This is a genomic window from Curtobacterium sp. MCLR17_042 (assembly GCF_003234695.1).
In the GTDB taxonomy this organism is placed as follows: domain Bacteria; phylum Actinomycetota; class Actinomycetes; order Actinomycetales; family Microbacteriaceae; genus Curtobacterium; species Curtobacterium flaccumfaciens.
Genome location: NZ_QKTD01000020.1, coordinates 16,394 through 34,624, shown reverse-complemented (window position 1 = coordinate 34,624; position 18,231 = coordinate 16,394). Strand labels below are relative to the sequence as shown.

16 protein-coding genes are annotated in these 18,231 nt (G+C 66.9%); 11 read left to right on the top strand and 5 right to left on the bottom strand.

What is annotated here, in order from left to right:
* Window positions 1–600: 600 nt before the first annotated feature.
* Window positions 601–2,247 (bottom strand): hypothetical protein, encoded by a 1,647-nt coding sequence (locus DEJ02_RS16555; protein WP_111033846.1) that lies wholly within the window; start codon window positions 2,245–2,247, stop codon window positions 601–603.
* Window positions 2,237–4,765: a DUF262 domain-containing protein gene (locus tag DEJ02_RS16550; RefSeq protein ID WP_111033845.1), complete on the bottom strand. Its 2,529-nt coding sequence runs from the start codon at window positions 4,763–4,765 to the stop codon at window positions 2,237–2,239. The genes DEJ02_RS16555 and DEJ02_RS16550 overlap by 11 nt, the downstream gene beginning before the upstream one ends.
* Window positions 4,766–5,035: 270 nt before the next feature.
* Here DEJ02_RS16550 and DEJ02_RS16545 point away from each other — a divergent pair, with 270 nt between their 5' ends.
* From DEJ02_RS16545 to DEJ02_RS18345, 5 genes are all read left to right on the top strand, one after another.
* The gene (locus DEJ02_RS16545) at window positions 5,036–7,144 is read left to right on the top strand and encodes a nuclease-related domain-containing DEAD/DEAH box helicase (protein ID WP_220038396.1); all 2,109 of its coding nucleotides are present in this window, start codon (window positions 5,036–5,038) and stop codon (window positions 7,142–7,144) included.
* A 75-nt stretch (window positions 7,145–7,219) separates the two neighbouring features.
* A complete protein-coding gene (locus DEJ02_RS18350) occupies window positions 7,220–7,495 on the top strand; it encodes a hypothetical protein (protein WP_146249322.1) in 276 nt (91 codons plus the stop codon).
* Window positions 7,492–9,189 (top strand): alpha/beta hydrolase, encoded by a 1,698-nt coding sequence (locus tag DEJ02_RS16540; RefSeq protein WP_111033844.1) that lies wholly within the window; start codon window positions 7,492–7,494, stop codon window positions 9,187–9,189. Before DEJ02_RS18350 ends, DEJ02_RS16540 begins: the two co-directional genes overlap by 4 nt.
* Complete coding sequence (locus DEJ02_RS16535) at window positions 9,186–9,668, top strand: hypothetical protein (protein WP_146249321.1); 483 nt, start codon at window positions 9,186–9,188, stop codon at window positions 9,666–9,668. The genes DEJ02_RS16540 and DEJ02_RS16535 overlap by 4 nt, the downstream gene beginning before the upstream one ends.
* A 36-nt stretch (window positions 9,669–9,704) precedes the next feature.
* Entirely contained in the window at window positions 9,705–10,328 is a 624-nt protein-coding gene (locus DEJ02_RS18345; RefSeq protein WP_146249320.1) for a hypothetical protein, read from the top strand.
* Between the two features lie 37 nt (window positions 10,329–10,365).
* Here the strand turns inward: DEJ02_RS18345 and DEJ02_RS16525 are convergent, their stop codons facing one another.
* Window positions 10,366–10,857 (bottom strand): hypothetical protein, encoded by a 492-nt coding sequence (locus tag DEJ02_RS16525; RefSeq protein WP_146249319.1) that lies wholly within the window; start codon window positions 10,855–10,857, stop codon window positions 10,366–10,368.
* A gap of 132 nt (window positions 10,858–10,989) precedes the next feature.
* Here DEJ02_RS16525 and DEJ02_RS16520 point away from each other — a divergent pair, with 132 nt between their 5' ends.
* Window positions 10,990–11,511 carry a hypothetical protein gene (locus DEJ02_RS16520; RefSeq protein ID WP_111033840.1) on the top strand — a complete coding sequence of 174 codons (522 nt, stop codon included), beginning with the start codon at window positions 10,990–10,992 and terminating at the stop codon, window positions 11,509–11,511.
* Between the two features lie 80 nt (window positions 11,512–11,591).
* Here DEJ02_RS16520 and DEJ02_RS16515 read toward each other — a convergent pair whose 3' ends face one another.
* Entirely contained in the window at window positions 11,592–12,524 is a 933-nt protein-coding gene (locus DEJ02_RS16515; RefSeq protein ID WP_111033839.1) for an NADP-dependent oxidoreductase, read from the bottom strand.
* 139 nt (window positions 12,525–12,663) lie between these two features.
* Between DEJ02_RS16515 and DEJ02_RS16510 the strand changes: the two genes are divergently transcribed.
* The 5 genes from DEJ02_RS16510 (at window position 12,664) to DEJ02_RS16490 (ending at window position 16,895) form a co-directional block, all read left to right on the top strand.
* On the top strand, window positions 12,664–13,236 hold the full coding sequence (locus DEJ02_RS16510; protein WP_111033838.1) for a hypothetical protein: 573 nt from the start codon (window positions 12,664–12,666) through the stop codon (window positions 13,234–13,236).
* 164 nt (window positions 13,237–13,400) lie between these two features.
* Window positions 13,401–14,240: an ABC transporter ATP-binding protein gene (locus DEJ02_RS16505; RefSeq protein WP_181440408.1), complete on the top strand. Its 840-nt coding sequence runs from the start codon at window positions 13,401–13,403 to the stop codon at window positions 14,238–14,240.
* Complete coding sequence (locus tag DEJ02_RS16500) at window positions 14,237–15,034, top strand: ABC transporter permease (protein ID WP_111033836.1); 798 nt, start codon at window positions 14,237–14,239, stop codon at window positions 15,032–15,034. The genes DEJ02_RS16505 and DEJ02_RS16500 overlap by 4 nt, the downstream gene beginning before the upstream one ends.
* A 29-nt stretch (window positions 15,035–15,063) precedes the next feature.
* A complete protein-coding gene (locus DEJ02_RS16495; protein ID WP_181440407.1) occupies window positions 15,064–16,266 on the top strand; it encodes a sensor histidine kinase in 1,203 nt (400 codons plus the stop codon).
* On the top strand, window positions 16,263–16,895 hold the full coding sequence (locus DEJ02_RS16490) for a response regulator transcription factor (protein WP_111033834.1): 633 nt from the start codon (window positions 16,263–16,265) through the stop codon (window positions 16,893–16,895). Before DEJ02_RS16495 ends, DEJ02_RS16490 begins: the two co-directional genes overlap by 4 nt.
* Window positions 16,896–16,974: 79 nt before the next feature.
* Here DEJ02_RS16490 and DEJ02_RS18340 read toward each other — a convergent pair whose 3' ends face one another.
* A complete protein-coding gene (locus tag DEJ02_RS18340; RefSeq protein WP_146249318.1) occupies window positions 16,975–18,186 on the bottom strand; it encodes a hypothetical protein in 1,212 nt (403 codons plus the stop codon).
* Between the last annotated feature and the right edge of the window lie 45 nt (window positions 18,187–18,231).

The following is an 18,231-nucleotide window of genomic DNA, read 5'->3' as shown; positions in this document are numbered from 1 at the left end:
GCGCCCCTCTGCGAGTCCGTTGAGCAAAATCCAGCCTTCTCGAACGAAGCGAGGCGAGGTGGCTGCGACGGAACTCACAGCGTCAGGATACCCCGTCGGCGAGATCGCGTCGGAAACTATGTTACCCGTCGACCGAGCGGGTCGTCGGCATGGCCTGCGAACGGGCCACTCACGAAGTCGCGGTCCAGCGGCGTGTTTTCGTTGCCGCAAGGCAGGGTGACAAGACTTCACCGCGCCCTGGCTCCCGTTTTTTCAACAGTTCGCGTCGCCATGAAAGTTGGAACATCCTCATGCCTTGGGTTGAATCTATCCAAAAATGAGCTCTTTCAATTAATTTCTTCACGGCACCCCTGGCTGTTAGCGGTGCGGTGAGGCACTGCTAAACTCATAAACCGTCAAACGGTAGACCCCAGTCGAACTGCCCGGTACTAGTTCCGCTGATGCTGGAAGGGGCAGGCGAACCCCCAAGGCACTCGCTCAGCTGACCCCTCTTTATGAATCCGAGTTTTGAGTCTATGGCCGTTGGAGTAATTTCATGCTGGCCAGCGTCGTTGGCTCCCGCCTTTGCTTAACAGGAAGCGGGCATTGGCTCATTCCATATCAAATGATCCGGCTTCTTGCCACATTTGCGGGAATGGATCGATCCTCTCTTGGTGTGACGCCATCCCCGCTTGCGGCAGTGTGCTCGTTGACATTGGTCGCGGGGATCTCCTCCGGAGGTAAGTTCATGAAAGTGGCGATCAACTCCCCGAAGGCTGCCGCGGATCGGCGCGCTGCACCCGTCTTCGCCCACGCGGGGAAGCGGAGGGTCACGTCCGCGTCCTTGGTGATGATCTCGACGACGGGTGGCCGCTGCGGAGCGTCCGAACGACGGACGTACCGGATATTCGCGAGGCTCAACTCGGAGTCGATCGCACCAACCCGTCGCAACGAGTCCTGCTTGGTCAGGAGCAGACGTCGGTCGGTAACGGCAACCCAACCGTCGCTCAATCGGGGAAGGGTGATCCGGTCGAACGAGACGTCCGCCAGGGCGAGCACCTGCTCCCCCGGCTGGAGGCGGAACGGGAGGATCCGAACGAGCTCCTCCGGAACGTCGTCCTCGAAGACCAGCAACGACGGAAGCTCGAGGGACTCTCGGTCGCGGGCCGCCTCGAGGCCTCGGATGTGCCCGAGGGCGTCCTGGAGCTCGCGCACCATGAGGTGCGACTCCTTCGCCGCTCGTGCGGTACCCCCGATCTTAAACGTCCGCTTGCCCGGCAGTTCGGCGATGATCGCGAACTCTCGAGCGAGTTGGTCCAGCAGCTCGTCTGTCTGGGCAAGCGACTGCTCGTGCAGATCGCGCGCGTCGGTCACCAATCCGTCGAGCAGCTTGGCGTCTGCCTCGTTCGTCTTCGCACTCCGCAACAGGTGGCCTGCGCGGAGGGATTGGTAGACGAACCAGGATGTCTGCGAGAGCAGCAGCGCCTGGACATCGGCGATGATCGCCTGCCCGTTGTCGGCGAGGTACTGCTGGCGGTCCTTGTGCCCGATCTTCTTCTCGAGCTCGTCGACGTATCGCTGGACTGCGTGCTTGTTCGCATCCCACTGCGACGTGAGCTCACCCTGGTAGCCACGCACCTCAGCGAAGACGGCGTCGGTTACTTCCCCGATCCGTCGGGCGTGCCGCAGTTCGCGGATGAGGGTCTCGTAGTGTCCGGTCACCGCGGACCACTGGCCCTGGCGCACGACCTGCAGCACCTTCGAGGTCAGTTCCAGATTGTGCTGGGCAACGGCAGCGATCTGGTTCAGCTGGAACTGGATGACCATCAACGTGATCGCGGGCCCCATCGAGGCGAGGACCGAGGCAGTCGTCGCTGCAGTGGCGGGGAGCCAGCGGACCGACGCTGTGAACGAACCGCCGCCGCTCGCGAGGGTCCCAAGGTTCCAGCCGTCCTTGACTATCGGTGTCGCCGTCTTGAGCGCCTCGAGAGTCTGAGGTGCCAGTCGCACGAGTCCCTGGGCCTGCATCGCTGCGTTGACGCCCTGCGCGCCGACGCTTCCAAGGCCGACGGCGTTCCCGACGGCCGTCGAGACTGCGCGCAGCGTTGGCTCGTCGATGAACGAAAACGGAACGACCTCGAGTCCATCCGGGACATCGGTGCCGAAGAAGATGGCGAGACCGTCCTCGAACTCGACCAGCGCCGACGAGGGTGCCTCGTCGTTCTGTGACTCATCCTCGTGCACTTCGTCGTGGAGCTCATCGCTCATCGGTGTCTCCTTCAGCGTTCTGTGTGTTGGGGTTGAGCTGGTCGACAAACCACCGCAGCGCGTCAACGACCTGCTCGCGGGCAGCGGTCGCGTTGAGCACATCGATCGCGAACGACGGCCGCTTGTCGATCCTGCTGGCGGCGAGGTCGATCCCCGGCACGGCATTGAGTCGGCTACGGAACTCTTGCCGCAGCGCGAGGTCATCGAACGGCGGGCGGACTCGTAGGTGCTGGAACACCACCTCGACGCTCCCGGAGATCGGGTAGATCGCGAAGGGCCAGTGCGACGGCCCTTCCTCGGAGCGACGCGGTGCCGTCATGAACGCGCTGCTCTCCCGGTTCGACCCGAACTCGACAGTGCCGCCGAGTTCCTTCCATGCGGCGAAGAGCTCGGAGACGGCGTGGAACGTCGTCGGCGGGTTCGCGCTCGACAACTGCCCCATGAACGTGCCGTCTGACACCGCATCCGTGCCGTTGACTCCGTCAGTGACCAGACCCACCCGCTCGGCGAGCGCCGCGGTCGAGAGCCGGGCAGCCTCGTCAGCAGCGCCGTTGGTCCAGAATCGCAGCCCTTCTTCTTCCAGGACCGCTCGAGGGTCACGCTCGTCGGACGGGTCCGGCCAACGGAATCCAGGCGAGATCGTGCCGCCGCCCTGCAACACCCGGTGTGCGCCGATCACTTCGTGACTCGCTAGATGGACGCCGAGCGGGACCGGGTGCGTGCCGACGAGAGCAGCGACGTCACCGTACGACGACCAGTGCCCGGCCGGGATCGCCATGATCGCTTGGTGCACGAGCGACCAGTCGCGGCCGGTGTCGGATGACTGCAGCCGTTCGTTCGGGCCGGCCCACTGCTCGACGATCCGTTCGGCGAACCACTCTCCGCGAGCGAGGATCTCGGCGCGCCCCCACGTCGAGGCTTCAAGGACAAGCCGGTTCAGACCGCTGAAGCTGCTCTTTCGGAAATCTTCCTGCTTCGAGGGGAAGGGCCGGTTGCTGAGCTCGGAGTTGTACCCGGTCAGCGTCAGGTTGCCGAGCGAGTGCACGAGCTGCTCGTGCACGAGGTCGACCGTCTCGTCGTCGGCGAGATTGACATCGAGTGCTGCACGCCATTCTGGGGTCAGCGTCTGCGGCAAGATGTGCTCGATCGTCGACTTCTCGACGTCGACCGGTTCCTTCGCGTTGAGTTCCTCCTGCACCCACTTCAGAATCAGCTTCTGCTGAGTCCGCAGACCACGTAGGTAGAACGGCTGGGTGCGGACCGCGTCGCGGATCTGGTCGTCGGTCGAGAAGTACTTTCGCCCGGTCGAGAAGTAGTCGACGAGAACTTGGTCGACCGGTCGATCATCAAGGACGCCGCACGCCTGCAGGATGGTGCGGTTGAGGCCCTGGCCCGAGCGCCCACCGATGGTCCGGCGAACGATGTAGGACTCGACTGCTGCGAGCGCGCCCGCGACCTGCTCCGTGCTGCTGGCGCCGGCGGTGCGCCGTGCGAGGAGTCGAAGGGTGAGCGGCACGGTGGTCGTCGATCCCCACTCCGCCAGGTGCTGCAGGTGCTTGCGAACACCGGCGTCAGGCTCGCGGGAAGGCTCCCGGATCACCTCGAGCTGCTCGGACAAACGGCTGAAGCGTTCGATCTCTGCGAGGATCTGCTCGTCGTCCATCTTGGCAAGCCGCGCCTGCTGGTAGCTGTAGATGTCGCCCTGCTTGAGCAGCGGTTCGTCTGCGACGGCGTCGAGCCAGAAGATCAGCTCGAGGTCGTTGACGCTGAGCCGGCGCTGCATCGGGAGCCACCACGACGTGTACACCGACTCCCCACGGGACCCGAGTCGCATGAACAGGTAGTTGCGGACGAGGTCACCCTGCGTCAGTCGGAGGCCCGTGTTGTTGAGCGACTCGAAGATCCGGTAGACGTTGTCTTCGTCGCGAGCAGTGATGGACACGAAGCTCAGACCGCCGAGGACGGCCTCGCGGATCCGTTCGATGTCGTGGGGATCATCCGGGTCGTCGGCGAGTTCGAGCTCGCGACGGAAGAACGAGTAGGCGTCGCCCACCCCGGACGTGGAGTCGGCACCGACTGCGCCGTCGACGACGGCTCGGAAAGAGTCGCGATCCGCCTGCGTGGGCAAGAGCTTGAGTCGGGCGTCGCCGGGCTTGAAGCGGTCCGCGATGTACTGCTCGTGGATGCTCTCGGCAAGCATTGGTTGGTCGGTCTGGTGCATCCGCTGGTAGTCCCGGAGCGCGCACAGCAGGATCGACAACGTCGTCAGCCGCTGCTGGCCATCAACGACGAGGAACTCCATGCCGGTCGGCACGATTGCTCCGGTCGAGAGCACGAGTGAGCCCATGAAATGCGTCGCGCTCGGGTTCGTCCGGCGGGTCTCGGCGAGTTCGAGGATGTCGCTCCACAGGCGCTTCCGCTGACGCACCTCCCACGCGTAGGGCCGCTGGTAGAGCGGCACCAGGTACTGCTTGGGTCCGCCGAGCAGTTCCTGCAGGGTGGTTTCACGTACGTCCATGTGTCGTCCTCCGTCATCGAGATCCTAGGGACAGAACCGAGTCCTTCTCGACAATGGCGGCCGCTGTCCACGCTTCGTCTCGGCACTTCGGCGGGAACCCGCAAGCGATCGTTTACTGATGTGTAACGTATCGATTGGAAAGCCGTCGCGCCGAAGCACCCCAGAACAGGTGCTCCCGGGACGGCATCGCATCCACGAGGATGAATCAGCAACGCACGCTCCGGGGACGGCGGACGGTCGAGACGAACAGATCCTCCGAGGGGCAACACCATGACGATGGCCGGAGAATCCGCAGGGGTCGAGGCACACCGCCAGCGCAGCCATGCACGCGAACTCCGCCGCCAGGCGGACGACGCCGAGCAACGCGCTGCCCGCTTCGAGGTCGCCCACCGCACCGAGAGCGAGACCGCGCGGATCCTCGCCCCCCTCGCCGGCATCGGCTACCACCTGCTCGCGGACCGCAGCTGGCCAGGCAGCCGCACAGCGCAGGTCGACATGGTCGTCGTCGGCCGCGCCGGCGTCTTCATCGTCGACACGAAGGCCTGGCGCGAGGTCGCGGTTTACGGCAACCGGATCACCCGCGGCCAAGAGGACGTCACCGACGACATCGCCCGACTCGCCGATCTCGCGTACAGCACCGAGGCAGCACTGGCGGACACGGGCCTGGCGCCCGGCGAGGTCCATGCGGTCGCCGCACTCGCAGGCCAGAAGCGCATGCACGCTCGCGTCGCCTCGGTCGATGTCATCGGGGCGCACGACCTCGTCGGCCACATCACGAAGCGTGGAGCCCGATTGTCCGCGTCCCGCGTCGACGAGGTCCTCGCCGCGATGCTGCACCACTTCCCCGTGATCGGCGACGGCGGAGCAACACCGCCACAGGTCGTCGTCCCGGCACCGGTACTCCCCCGCGAACCCGACGTCCTCGTCCCGACGGTCGACACCGCGGACGACGAGCTGACCGACCAGCTCCTCGACGGCGTGCTCGAAGCGCCGATCGAGGACTGGATGGCGTTCCTCGACCCGGCACAGGCCAAGCTCGTCCGCCGCAGCTTCAACGGCCCGGCACGCATCCGCGGCGCTGCCGGCACCGGCAAGACCGTCGTCGGCCTGCACCGGGCCGCGTACCTCGCACGCGCGACCGGCGGTCGCGTGCTGTTCACGACGTACATCAGCACTCTGCCGAAGGTCCTCGAGTCCCTCCTCGAACGCCTCGCGCCCGACATGGTCGGTCGCGTCGACTTCATGGGCGTCCACGCGTTCGCCACGCGCCTGTTGAAGGAACGCGGCATCGCGTTCCGCACTCCTGGACGGGAGGCCCAGCTTGCGTTCGACGACGCGTGGAACGCGATCCGCGCCTCCAGTCCGTTGCGGTCGTCGCGATTCTCGCGCTCGTACTGGGAAGACGAGATCAGCCACGTCATCAAGGGCCGCGGCCTGACGCGGTTCGACGAGTACGCGGACCTGGCTCGCGTCGGGCGCAAGCACGCGCTCCCGCTGGAGACGCGGCAAGCCGTCTGGGACCTGTACGAGGCGTACGCGCGCGGGCTGCGCGAGCGACGGGCGCACGACTGGGAGGACATCGTCCTGCTCGCTCGCGACGCGGTCCGCGCGGTGCCGCTCGAGCGGTACGACGCGGTCATCGTGGACGAGGCGCAGGACCTGTCCTGCGCGATGGTCTCGCTGGTGCACCAGCTCGTGGGTGACCGGACCGACGGCCTGACGCTCATCGGCGACGGCCAGCAGACGATCTACCCCGGCGGGTACACGCTTGGCGAGGTCGGCATCAGCCTGTCCGGACGCGGTGTCGTGCTCGACGTGAACCACCGGAACACCGCCGAGATCCTCGAGTTCGCGAAGGAGATGGTGGCGGACGACCAGTTCGTCGACATCGAGGGCGTGGACGGGGCCGGCGACGCGGTGTCCGACGTCTCACGCTCCGGTGCTGCTCCGACGATGACCCGCTTCGCCAGTCGCGCCGAGCACGACCGTGCGATGCTCGACCGGCTGGCCGAGGTCCTCCGACTCGTCGGGACCGGTCGCGGTGACGTCGGCATCCTCACGGCGACGAACCGGCAGGCGGACGACGTCATGCAGGCGCTTGCAAGCGCCGGCGTCGCGACCGTCTCACTGCAGCAGTACGCGGGGCGGAGCTCGGACGCGGTTCGCGTGGGGACGGTGAAGCGTGCGAAGGGCCTCGAGTTCAAGCAGGTGCTGCTCGCGCACGTCGATCCCCGGCTGCTCGATGCTGCACCGGCCGAACCGTCGGAGACTGAACGAGAGCGCCGGGAGCGAGGGCGCCGCGAGCTCTACGTGGGGATGACCCGGGCGAGGGACGGCCTGTGGGTCGGCGTCCGCAGCGGAGCAACACGCAGCCGCTGAGTCGACACCAGGTGTCGGATCAGTCCGTCAGAGCACGTCCAGCATCTGATATTGTCACCGGCGGAGGGGGCAACATTGGGGAATCTCATCGTCGACGGCGCAGCGATGAACGCAGCGAGTAGAACCATCACGAAGATCAGCGCAGCGCTGAACGAGGAAGTTGGCTCTGCCGGCATGTCGGCGGACTTCGGAAGCGACGCGGTCGCAGCGGCTCACAGCGATTCCTCGGCGTCACACGAGCGATCTGTGCGAGCAATCGCCGAGATGACAGGCACCATCGGCGGGTGGGTGCGGACTGCAGCTGAAGAGTTCAGCTGCCGCGACGCTGACCTCGCGAGCGCCGTCGAATGACGGGCGATCCGACTCGCGGCGCGCCGGCATCCATCAGGGCTACCTCGCGGCAGCACGAAGCACGTGCCCAGGTGCTCCGGGACGAGCAGACTCGTCTGGAGCGCACAGCGGGAGATCTGAGCGCCGGCGAGTGGTCCGGCTCGGCCAAACGGCGGTTCACGTCGGCGGCTGAAACCCTCGGACCGTCCTACTCACGGACGGCTTCCCTCATCGAGCACGTTGCGCAGACGCTGTCGCGGTACGCAGACGAGGTCGAACGCATCCAGGACGAAGCCGCCCGCATCCGGTCCGCACAGGACAGCGCTGCAAGCGATCGCGAGCGGCTGGTCACGAACCGCTCTCGACTCAATGAGTCTGTCGACGCAGGGACGGATGTGGAATCCGACCACGTCATGCTCCGCAGGGTCTCTCACGCGCTGACGCAGCAGGACGACGAGGACGCTCAACTGTCCACGCGATGGGACGAGCTCGTCGCCGAGCGGACACGACTGGACGACAGGACCGCTGCGGAGCTCTCCGGAATCGAATCCGTCGGCATCGTGGCCGCGCAGGCACATTCAGTGGGCCGAATGTCGGATCTTCAAGTCCTGAGTTGGCTGAGTTCGTTGAAGCCTGACCAACTTCTCGCCCTACGCGACGATCCCGCGATCGCCGATCGGCTGGCTTCGGTCTCGGACCCCGAGATGATCGCCGACTGGTGGTCGTCGGCGGGCGGGGCACACGAGCGGGGAAGCAGCGACGAGCACTCTCCGGAGCAGGATGCCTTGATCGCAGCGTTCCCCGCCGTGATCGGCAATCTCAACGGCGTTGCCTACTGGGCACGCGACCGGGCGAACCGGTCGAACCTCAAGACTCTTATCAAGTCCGCGTCGGGTGAAGACCTTACCGCCTACAAGAACATCCGCGCGTCCCTCGGGAAGTACAAGGGTGTCCAGCTGACCTCGCTCGTTCCTCAGCATCCACCACTGGCCGCTGTGTCGATCGGTGACCTCGACACGGCTCATGACGTCACCTACCTCGTCCCCGGGATGGACTCGGACACCAGGAACATGACGGTGGTGGAGCGAGCCGCCTACAACCTCCGGGTCCGCCAACAGGACTACGTAAAAGATGCGGCAGTCGTCGCGTGGATCAACTACGAGACCCCGACGACGAAGACCGTTCTGCACGGCGATCTCGCTCGGGCGGGGAGCGAACGACTCGGGCAGGACCTCGCTGGGTTCAACGCTGCTCGTGGTTCGACCAAGGGGACACTGAACGTGGTCGGGCACTCCTACGGGTCGACGACTTCCTCGCTCACCCTTGCTGACAGGGATTACGGGGTAAACGCTTACGTGACGGCCGGATCGGCCGGGCTGGAACGCGAGATCAAGACCGTTGACGACATCCACTCCGATCAGGTGTTCGCTGCGCAAGCACCGCGCTCGATCCCCGGCCTGCCGGGCGACAACTGGTCGTGGATCGGGCAGGCTTTCAGCATGACTCGCCGAGACCCAGCTAGCCCATCGTTCGGCGCAACGTACCTGCCGACAGCTGGACTCCCACACGACCCGATGATGAACGGTGTGAACCGTCACGACCCGATCTGGAACAACGCGACTGATCACGCCGGCCAGTACGGGTACTTCGACAAGAACACTGAATCACTCGACAACATCGCTCGCGCGACCACCGGGAAGGTCAGCGACCGATGAAGACACGCACCACGAAAGTGACCCTGAGCTTGGTGTGCGCCTCGGTGCTGCTGGCCGGATGTACCCAACAACCGAAAGGCAGTGAGATGGACGCCGAACAGGCACGAGACGGCATGGTGAGCCTGGTTCGGCAGACGATGGACGCTGCCGGCGGTGACTGGAAGTCGCTCTCGGAGGAACCCGCATCCTCGGAATGCTCGTCGGCCGCCGGCAGCTCAGGCGTCACGTTCTCGTGGGACCAGGAGCGCACCGGTGCCGAAGACCCAGAAGCGCTCGTCCGTACGGTCGCGAAGACGTGGAAGCAGCATGACTACGACGTGACCATTCGGCAGGACACGATCGACGACGGTCGGCCGCTCTGGTCCGCGGTCACCACCGGACAAGCGGTGGAATCGATCTCGGTCAACGCCAGTCCTCGACGAGTCTCCATCGAGGTTCAGTCGGCCTGCGGCATAGGCGACATCGCAGACTACGAGTGACCGACAACTTGGCACTCCAGCGGAGAGACTGAACAGATGGTGACGGCAGGCGCACGCGCGTCCGTGCTGGACCAGGTGCTCATCGAAACTGGATTGGCACGGGCTTCCGCACGACCGCGACCACCGCGGCTCGCGGACCTTCCCGTGCCGCTGCGGAGCGAGGTCCTCGACCTCTACCGCCAGCTCGGTGGCCAACTCGATGCCCCGGTCTTTCGACCGGGCCCTTGGGATTTGCCGTACTCGAACGTGATCGTCGAACTTGATGAAGACATGCACTTCAACCGGTACCGAGCACTGACCCTTGAAGCGCCGTTTGCAGCGGCACTTCCGTGGGCGGCGGCCTACCGTCAGCACGCTGGAGCCCACGAAGGCCGCGCGGGGATCGGTGGCAGACGATGGACCAGTCCCCCAGCCGAGCGCATGTTCGGGCCAGCCGGCGAGCACTGGGTGTTCGACGACGGCGGAGCTCCGCGATGGAAGCAGCGAGCGCTGTACGACGCGATCAAGGATGCTGCAGCCGCAGCTGGACTTGTCCAGCTGGCTCGCGTCTCGATCTACGACGCTGTGGACGGAATCCGCATCGAGGACGCCCTTCGTGGTCGCGAGACGATCGCGCCGGACTCGCTCCGACGGTTCGTTGAGTCGCGTTCCCTCTCATGAACGGCTGACGACGGCGAACACCTCCCGCCGAACGCCATCAGCTCTCAGCGTGCAACGCCCTCCGCACACGCTCAACCGCCTTCGAGTCTTTGAACGCCACCACGTACGCCCGTCCGTCCCGCATCTCGATCCGAACGGCCGTGTCTCCGCCCACTGAGTAGAGCCGCCCCCGTGAGCTTCCGGCCGAACCTTTGATGCCCCATCCGCCGTACTCGCCATAGGTGTCCACTTGCGCGACTTTGATCTGCGTAACCTCACGGCGACGCAGCCGCGTCTTCCAGAACGGCGCCAACCCAACGGTGATCTGTTCCGGCGAAAGCTCGATGAAGGCCGCCGTTCGCGTAACGAGCACCATCGCCCAGATGAGTGACCCGAAGACGAGGCCGAGAACGATGAGCGACAAAGCGTCGAATGCGTGTGCCGCGGCTCCCGCGACACACATCGCTGCAGCGGGGATGAAGACGAAGAACGCCCCGATCACGGCTTCGCGATCCGCCGGGCTGTTGAACACCTCGTCAGTTTCGGCCACGCTCAACCCTCTCTGGTCACGCCCAATGTACTGATGTATTGGCCGAGTAGCATACAGTCTCGCCGCGCTTTCGCGGAGTACAACCTGCGATACATCAGATACGCTGGGGTCCGGACGTAACGAAGGAGCCCCATGAGCAACGAAGCTCTCGCCGCATGGTTCGGCGTCGCCGTGACGCTTGCGATCTCGATCTGCAGCCTCGTCGTAGCCCAGCGCGCCGGTCGAACCGCTCGCTCTGATCGCGACGAGCGGGAAGCAGCGCGGGTGAGCGCCTGGGTGTCGTTCGTGTTCTCGAACCTGGACGGCGAAGACCGATCGCAGTGGAAGAACGTCCTCGTCATCCGTAACGCGTCTGATGCCGTCATCCACAACGTCCGCGCGAGAGCCGTCATGAACGGCTCCGACGAAGTCGAGTTCAGCGCGAAGGTCTGCCCTCCCGGGGAGTCCTACTCCGAGTGGATCCATCCAAGGAAGCGTCCCCACAAGACCCGCGCTTGGGCACTGTTGTCGAGCTGCTCCGAGCTGGTTCGGAGCGACCACGGAATGCGCCCCTTCACCGTGGCCGAGAAGTGGACCCTCGTGTCGATGTCCTTCACGGACGCACTCGGTAAGCGGTGGGAGTACGAGGCCGGGCGTGGAGTGCAACCCGTTTGACGCCGGAGTCGACTGACCGAACGACGAGAGACGCGGCGCCACCCGGCACCGCGCCTCCCGTCCCTCACTCCGACGTCACCTCACCACGTCAGCACGAACCGCCCCCGCGTCCCCCCAGCCTCCAACCGCTCATGCGCCTCCACAGCCCGCGCAGCCGGCAGCACCTCGGCCACCCGCGGCGTCAACGTCCCACTCTCCACCGCATGCCGCAGCTGCTCGAGCTTGTCGAACGACCGGTACTCCGAGAACACCATCACCTGCACGAACTCGATCCCCCGGTCCCCGTTCCCCTGCCACCCCCGCACGTCGAAGAACACTCCCCCGTCGCGAACGGCGTCCACGACCTCGTCGCGCTGCACGGCAGCGTCGGCGAGCGCATCGACCCCGTCCGGCACGAGCTCACGGACAGCGGAGGCGAAGGAAGCACCACGCGGCACCACGTGGTCCGGCCCGAGCGACCGCACGAGGGCTTCGTCCGCCGGAGCAGCATCCGCGATCACGGTCAGCCCGGCGGCCTTCGCCAACTGCACCACGTAGTTCCCGAGCAGCCCAGCGGCCCCGGTCACGGCGAGCGTCTGCCCCGGCGCGAGGGAGGCGTGCGAAAGGATCTGCAACGCCGTCAGCCCGTTCATCGGCACCGTGGAGGCGAGCGGAAGAGACGTCCCGCGAGGAATCCGCGTGAACGACCCCACCGGCGCGACGAGCTCCTGCACGTAGGCGCCACCGTGGGCACTGAGCGGCAGCGCCATCGCCATGACCTCGTCGCCGACCTGCCATCCGGTGACGTCGGGCCCGACCTCGTCGATGACGCCGGCGGCATCCATCCCCGGCACGTACGGCGGTGAGGCCTGCGAGCTGTCCCGCTGCCCTGCACGCACCCCCGTGTCGGTCGGGTTCACGGCGAACGCCTGCACCCGGATCCGCACGGAACCCGCACCGGCGTGCGGCTCCGGCACCTCGTGGACGGCGAGGGCCTCGGGCCCTCCGAACTGTTCGACTCCGACGACCTGCATCCTCCCGGTCTACGCGCACGTTGCTTGACGCAACCTGACGCGACCACCCCACGGCCTGGAGGCCCGGCACCACCCCGCCCCGCGCCTCCCGCCCGTCAGGGGGCGCGGTCCACGGCACGTGGTGCGCCATGCTGGCACCGTGCGTTTCGACGAACTCCTCACCCGGTCCGACGGTCCCGCGATCGCCGAGGAGCTCGCCGCTCTCCGCCGACCCGCCCGGTACGTCCTCGAGGGCATCCACCAGGAGTCCCGGCAGAAGTACTGGCAGTTCCGCGTCGACATCGACGAGGCCGCGCAGACCTGGGCTCTCGTGCGCCAGCGCGCCAAGCCGGTCTCCTACCGCGACGGCGTGCTGCACGACCCCGACGACGGTCCGGACGAGATCTCGTTCGCCCGGAGCATGGTCTCCGATCCCGTCGTCCGGATGGCCGTGCCCGACCTGATGCTCCGATGGGGCCGCGGCCCCGAGAGCTTCCACCCGATCCTGGTCCAGCACATCGGCGAACACTCGATCCTGGTGACCTTCGAGCACCGCGAGAACCCGGCGACCCGCGCGACACTGGTGATCGACGAACGCGACGGCATCGCCCGCCGCTTGTCGGAGTACGGCGACGACACGATCATCACGAGCGTGCGGACCGCCGAGCCGGACGAGGTCCTGCCCCGCGCCCGCTTCGTGCAACCGACGGACTGGATCCGCCCGCAGTACTGAAGTCGTGACGGTTCTGGTTCACGATCCCCGACGATCGCGAACCAGAACCGTCACGGGCCGGAAAGCGAACCACCTCCCCCGCCGGCACCATCCCCCGATCGGACGATGCCGAGACCACCGCCCCGTCCGATCCCCCACGGCCACCGGACGGCGAAGCTGGACCCATGCCCGAGTCCCCCGCCATCGAGGTCCAGCACCTCGGCAAGCAGTACCCCACCGGCAAACGTGCCGTGGACGACGTCTCCTTCACGATCGAACGGGGCGAGACCTTCGCGCTCCTCGGCCCGAACGGTGCCGGCAAGTCCACGACGGTCGAGATCCTCGAGGGGTACCGCTCCCGCACCGCCGGCGAGGTCCGCGTCCTCGGCCACGACCCCGCACGGACGAGCCGTAGCCACAACGCACGCATCGGCATCGTCCTGCAGACCAGCGCGGAGTCCCCGAGCGTCACCGTCGCCGAGCAGCTGAACCACTTCGCGACGCTGTACCCGAAGCACCGCAGCGTCGAGGAGCTCCTCACCGCGACGGGGCTCGAGAGGCAGCGCAACACCCGGATCAGCCGACTGTCCGGAGGCCAGCGCCGCCGCGTCGACGTCGCCCTCGGCATCATCGGCCGCCCCGAGGTCCTGTTCCTCGACGAACCGACGACCGGCTTCGATCCCGAGGCTCGCCGGCAGTTCTGGGACCTCCTGCGGCAGGTGCAGCACGAGGGCACGACGATCCTGCTCACCACGCACTACCTCGACGAAGCCGCCCAGCTCGCCGACCGGGCCGCGGTCATCGCCGACGGGAAGCTCCTCGACCTCGCACCCATCGACGAGATCGGCGGCGCCGAGGCCCGCACGCCCCGGGTCCGCTGGCGCGACGACGACGGCGGACACCACGACGAGCGCACGACCGACCCGACGGCGCTCATCCGCAGCAGCACCACGCCCATGCACGACCTCGAAGTCATCCGTCCGTCCCTCGAGGACGTCTACCTCGACATGGTGGGACATCAGTGAAGACAGCGACCAGCCGCATCTCGTACGAGATCCGCACCTACTTCCGCGCTCCCGACGCGGTCTTCTTCACCTTCCTGTTCCCGATCATCATGCTGGCGCTCTTCTCGGTGGCGTTCTCCGGCGCCGCCGACATCCAGGCCGGTCCCGACGTCAGCGTCGACTACGCCACCTACTACCTGCCCGGCCTGGTCGCGACGGGCATCCTGCTCTCCGGCACGCAGTCCCTCGGCGTCGACATCGCCACCGAACGCAGCGACGGCACGCTGAAGCGTCTCGGCGGCACACCGCTCCCGGTCCTGTCGTACTTCGTCGGCAAGATCGGCATGGTCCTCGTCACCACGCTCGTGCAGACGGCCCTGCTGCTGGCGATCGCGAGCCTGGTGTTCGGCGTCGACCTGCCGACCGACGCGGGCAAGTGGGGTGTCTTCGCCGGCGTGATGGTCCTCGGCATCGCCACCAGCTGTGTCCTGGGCATCGCGGTCTCGGCGCTCCCCAGCGAGGGCCGGCGCGCCACCGCCACCATCGTCCCGATCGTGCTGGTGCTGCAGTTCATCTCCGGCGTCTACCTGCCCTTCACGCAGCTCCCCACCTGGTTGCAGGACGTCGCGTCCGTCTTCCCCCTGCGCTGGATGGCCTCCGGCATGCGGTCCGTCTTCCTGCCCGGTGCGTTCGAGTCGGGTGAGCCGGGAGGCGCGTGGCACCTCGGCCTCGGCGCCCTCGTGTTGGCCGCGTGGCTGGTCCTGGGCACGGTGGCCTGCCTGCTGACGTTCCGGTGGAACCGCAAGGACGCCTGATGGCGCCCCGCTGGTGGGATGCTGGGCACATGAACGGCGAGACGTGGATGCGCAACCGGTGGTTGCACGTCTTCTTCGCGGGCACGATGCTCCTCACCGCCGTGATCACCGCGTTCGGGTGGTCGCCGTGGGGTACCCGCTGGCCGGCGTTCACCGCGGTCGTGGTGCTCGTCGTCGCCTACGCCGTGTTCGGGCACCGCGGCTACGACAGCCCCCGTGCCGCCGCGGCCTTCCTGCCGCTGGTCCTCGTCGCCGCCCTGGTGCTGCCCGCCGTCGTGCCGAGCACCGCGTTCGTGCAGTGCATCGCGTTCCCGCTCGTCTGGGTGCAGTCCGAACGGGTCCGCACCGCCGTCCTGCTCTCGGTCGCGGTCGGCGTCGCGAGCGGCATCGGCCTGCAGGTCTCCGGCGGCCCGGACGCCCTCGTCAGCACCCTGCTCATCGAGGGCATCAGCGTCATCGGAGCCTGCGCGATGGGCGTGTGGATCTCGAGCGTCGCCGGCCTGTCCGAGGAGCGCCGCCAGCTCCTCGACGAACTCCGCGCCACCCAGCAGTCCCTCGCCGATGCCCACCGCAGCGCGGGCGTCGCGAGCGAACGGGAGCGCCTGGCCCGCGAGATCCACGACACCGTCGCGCAGAACCTCGCCGGCATCGTCATGCTCACCGAACGTGCCCGCAAGGACCTGGCGAACGACCGCGGTGCCGCGCTCGACGAACGGCTGGCGGTCCTCGAGGAGTCGGCGCGCGCCGCCCTCGAGGACTCCCGCGCCCTCATCGCCGCCGGGGTCGCCGGTGCCACGAGCGGCAGCCTGGCCGGGGCCCTGCACCGCCTGGCCGAGCGCTACACCCGCGAGAACGGCACGCCCGTTGCCGTCGACGCGACCGACGGCCCGCTCGACCGCGATGCGCAGGTCGTGCTGCTCCGGGTCGTCCAGGAGTCCCTCGCGAACATCCGTGCCCACGCCGACGCCGGCTCCGTCCGCATCGTCCTGCAGCACGCGCCCGAACGGGTCGGCGTCCGTGTGACCGACGACGGCGTCGGCTTCGACACCGTCTTCCCGACGGCCGGGCACGGTCTCCGGGGCCTCCACGAACGGTTGGCGCTCTCCGGCGGCGCCTGCACCATCACGAGCACCCCGGGCGGGGGCACCGTCGTCGACGCGAGCCTGCCCACCGGAGCCGAGCCGGGCCTCCCGTCCGCCGATCGTCAGCCCGTCGCAGAGGTGACCCGGTGATCCGCGTCGTGGTCGCCGACGACCACCCGATCGTCCGGTCGGGCATCGTGGCCCTGCTGCAGGACGCCGACGACGTCGAGGTCGTCGGCCAGGCCAGCGACGGCCGCGCCGCGGTGACCGTGGCACTGGCCGAACGCCCCGACGTCGTGCTCATGGACCTCCGGATGCCCGTGCTCGACGGCGATGCGGCGACGGCGGAGATCCTCGCCGCCGACCCCGGCGTCCGCGTCCTGATCCTGACCACGTACGAGTCCGACGACCAGATCCTTGCCGCCATCGAAGCAGGTGCCACCGGCTACCTGCTCAAGGCTGCCCCGGAATCCGAGATCCTCGCCGGCGTCCGGGCGACCGCACGGGGCGAGACGGCGCTGGCCCCCTCGGCGGCCGCAGCGCTCGTCCGCCGCGCGACGGGCTCGCTCCCCGCCTCGGCCGGCCCGTCGCTGACCCCGCGCGAGCTCGACGTCCTGCGCCTCGTCGCCCAGGGCAACAGCAACCCGGCGATCGGCCGCGTGCTGTTCCTCAGCGAGGCCACGGTGAAGACGCACCTCGGCCACGTCTTCGAGAAGCTCGGCGTGAACGACCGCACCCGCGCCGTGACCCGCGCGATGGAGCTCCAGATCCTCCTCTGAGGTTGACTTTGCCTCTGACTTGGGCAGTCCCCAGAAAGCAGAGGACAACCTGCGTCACGATCGTCAAACCCTGCTTCCGCTAGCTCTTCGCCGCCCCGAGCACCCGGGTGAGCGTGCTTCCGAGCAGGCGTCGGCTGATCTGGTTGTGGGCCTGCCGTAGGCATTCCGCACGAAACATCGTCGTCACTCCAGCTCCTCGAAGGACCGTCTCCAACCCGATCACCTCGTTCTCGAGCTCCTCAAGCGCATCGCGGCTCTCAGACCTTCCACGCTCACGCTCGTACTTGTCGATGTCCCACCTCGTCACACGACCCTCCATGATTTCTCGAACACGGCTCTGCTTCAAGAAAAGACTGCTTCTCAGGCTTCCTTCTTGGAAATGCCAGCTGACCCCAGAAAGCTCTACCAGCGTTGCGGTCCGCGGGACTAACGCCGTAGCTACGAATCGAAGGCCCGCCTCGCGTATAGCTCGGTTGCACTCCTCGAGTCTTGTGAGGTCGGTTTGTAGGGCGTCCACACGATATTCATCTGTCACACGGGGAACAAACCGATCCCCCCACTGAGCTTCGTCACGTGCGTCGCGGAGCTGAGCGAGCGAGAAGTAGAGGTGTGCCGAAAGCTCGGAGACCCGTTCAGAAGCGAGATTCCCGCTGTGCACGAAAACCTCAAGGCCTCGCTCATGCCCAGACGATGAAAGCTCGCCCGCGGCGAAGGCCCATCTCGCTAGTAGACGGTTCGCGTCTTTCGCTGCCTCATCCCGCGCACGAATCCGATCGAGCAGTGGCACTCGGGGGGACACCACGACGATGGCGACGATGATCACCGCCACCGGGAGAGCAAGACGAACATCGTTCCATGCCGGCATCAATGTGGCCCAGTCCCTGAGCAGGTCGCCGGGCGTCCACCTTGAACCACTGGGCCAAGACCAGATCGCGAGGGCACCAGCTGCCGCAAGGGCACCTGGGCGAATCATCTGTCGGATCCTCAAACGCGCGACCCAGTACAAGGACACACCACCGAAAAACGCGAGAACTTCGACGACCCGATCGAGAATCAGCACGCGCCGAACTGCGGCCGTCACGAGCGGCTCGAGCTCGAAATGCGCTCCGGTTTCCCCGAACCGACGGTACTTTGCGCGCACTCGGTCGCCAAGTCGGTATTCACATCCCCACACGGCGCGTTGGATCGGGGTCGTGATCGAACTCGCCACCAGAGAAACAATGAACACCCAAGCCGCCACCACGACGAAGAACGACAGTGCGTGCGGAAGCTCCGCGGTGCGATCGAGCACTCGCGATGTAATCCACGAGAGAATTCCTAAGGGCCCCATGGACTG

Excerpts from the sequence above, each read along its gene's own strand:
- DEJ02_RS16555 (WP_111033846.1), bottom strand. The coding sequence starts at position 2,247 with ATGAGCGATGAGCTCCACGACGAAGTGCACGAGGATGAGTCACAGAAC.
- DEJ02_RS16550 (WP_111033845.1), bottom strand. The coding sequence starts at position 4,765 with ATGGACGTACGTGAAACCACCCTGCAGGAACTGCTCGGCGGACCCAAG.
- DEJ02_RS16545 (WP_220038396.1), top strand. The coding sequence starts at position 5,036 with ATGACGATGGCCGGAGAATCCGCAGGGGTCGAGGCACACCGCCAGCGC.
- DEJ02_RS16540 (WP_111033844.1), top strand. The coding sequence starts at position 7,492 with ATGACGGGCGATCCGACTCGCGGCGCGCCGGCATCCATCAGGGCTACC.
- DEJ02_RS16535 (WP_146249321.1), top strand. The coding sequence starts at position 9,186 with ATGAAGACACGCACCACGAAAGTGACCCTGAGCTTGGTGTGCGCCTCG.
- DEJ02_RS18345 (WP_146249320.1), top strand. The coding sequence starts at position 9,705 with ATGGTGACGGCAGGCGCACGCGCGTCCGTGCTGGACCAGGTGCTCATC.
- DEJ02_RS16520 (WP_111033840.1), top strand. The coding sequence starts at position 10,990 with ATGAGCAACGAAGCTCTCGCCGCATGGTTCGGCGTCGCCGTGACGCTT.
- DEJ02_RS16515 (WP_111033839.1), bottom strand. The coding sequence starts at position 12,524 with ATGCAGGTCGTCGGAGTCGAACAGTTCGGAGGGCCCGAGGCCCTCGCC.
- DEJ02_RS16505 (WP_181440408.1), top strand. The coding sequence starts at position 13,401 with ATGCCCGAGTCCCCCGCCATCGAGGTCCAGCACCTCGGCAAGCAGTAC.
- DEJ02_RS16495 (WP_181440407.1), top strand. The coding sequence starts at position 15,064 with ATGAACGGCGAGACGTGGATGCGCAACCGGTGGTTGCACGTCTTCTTC.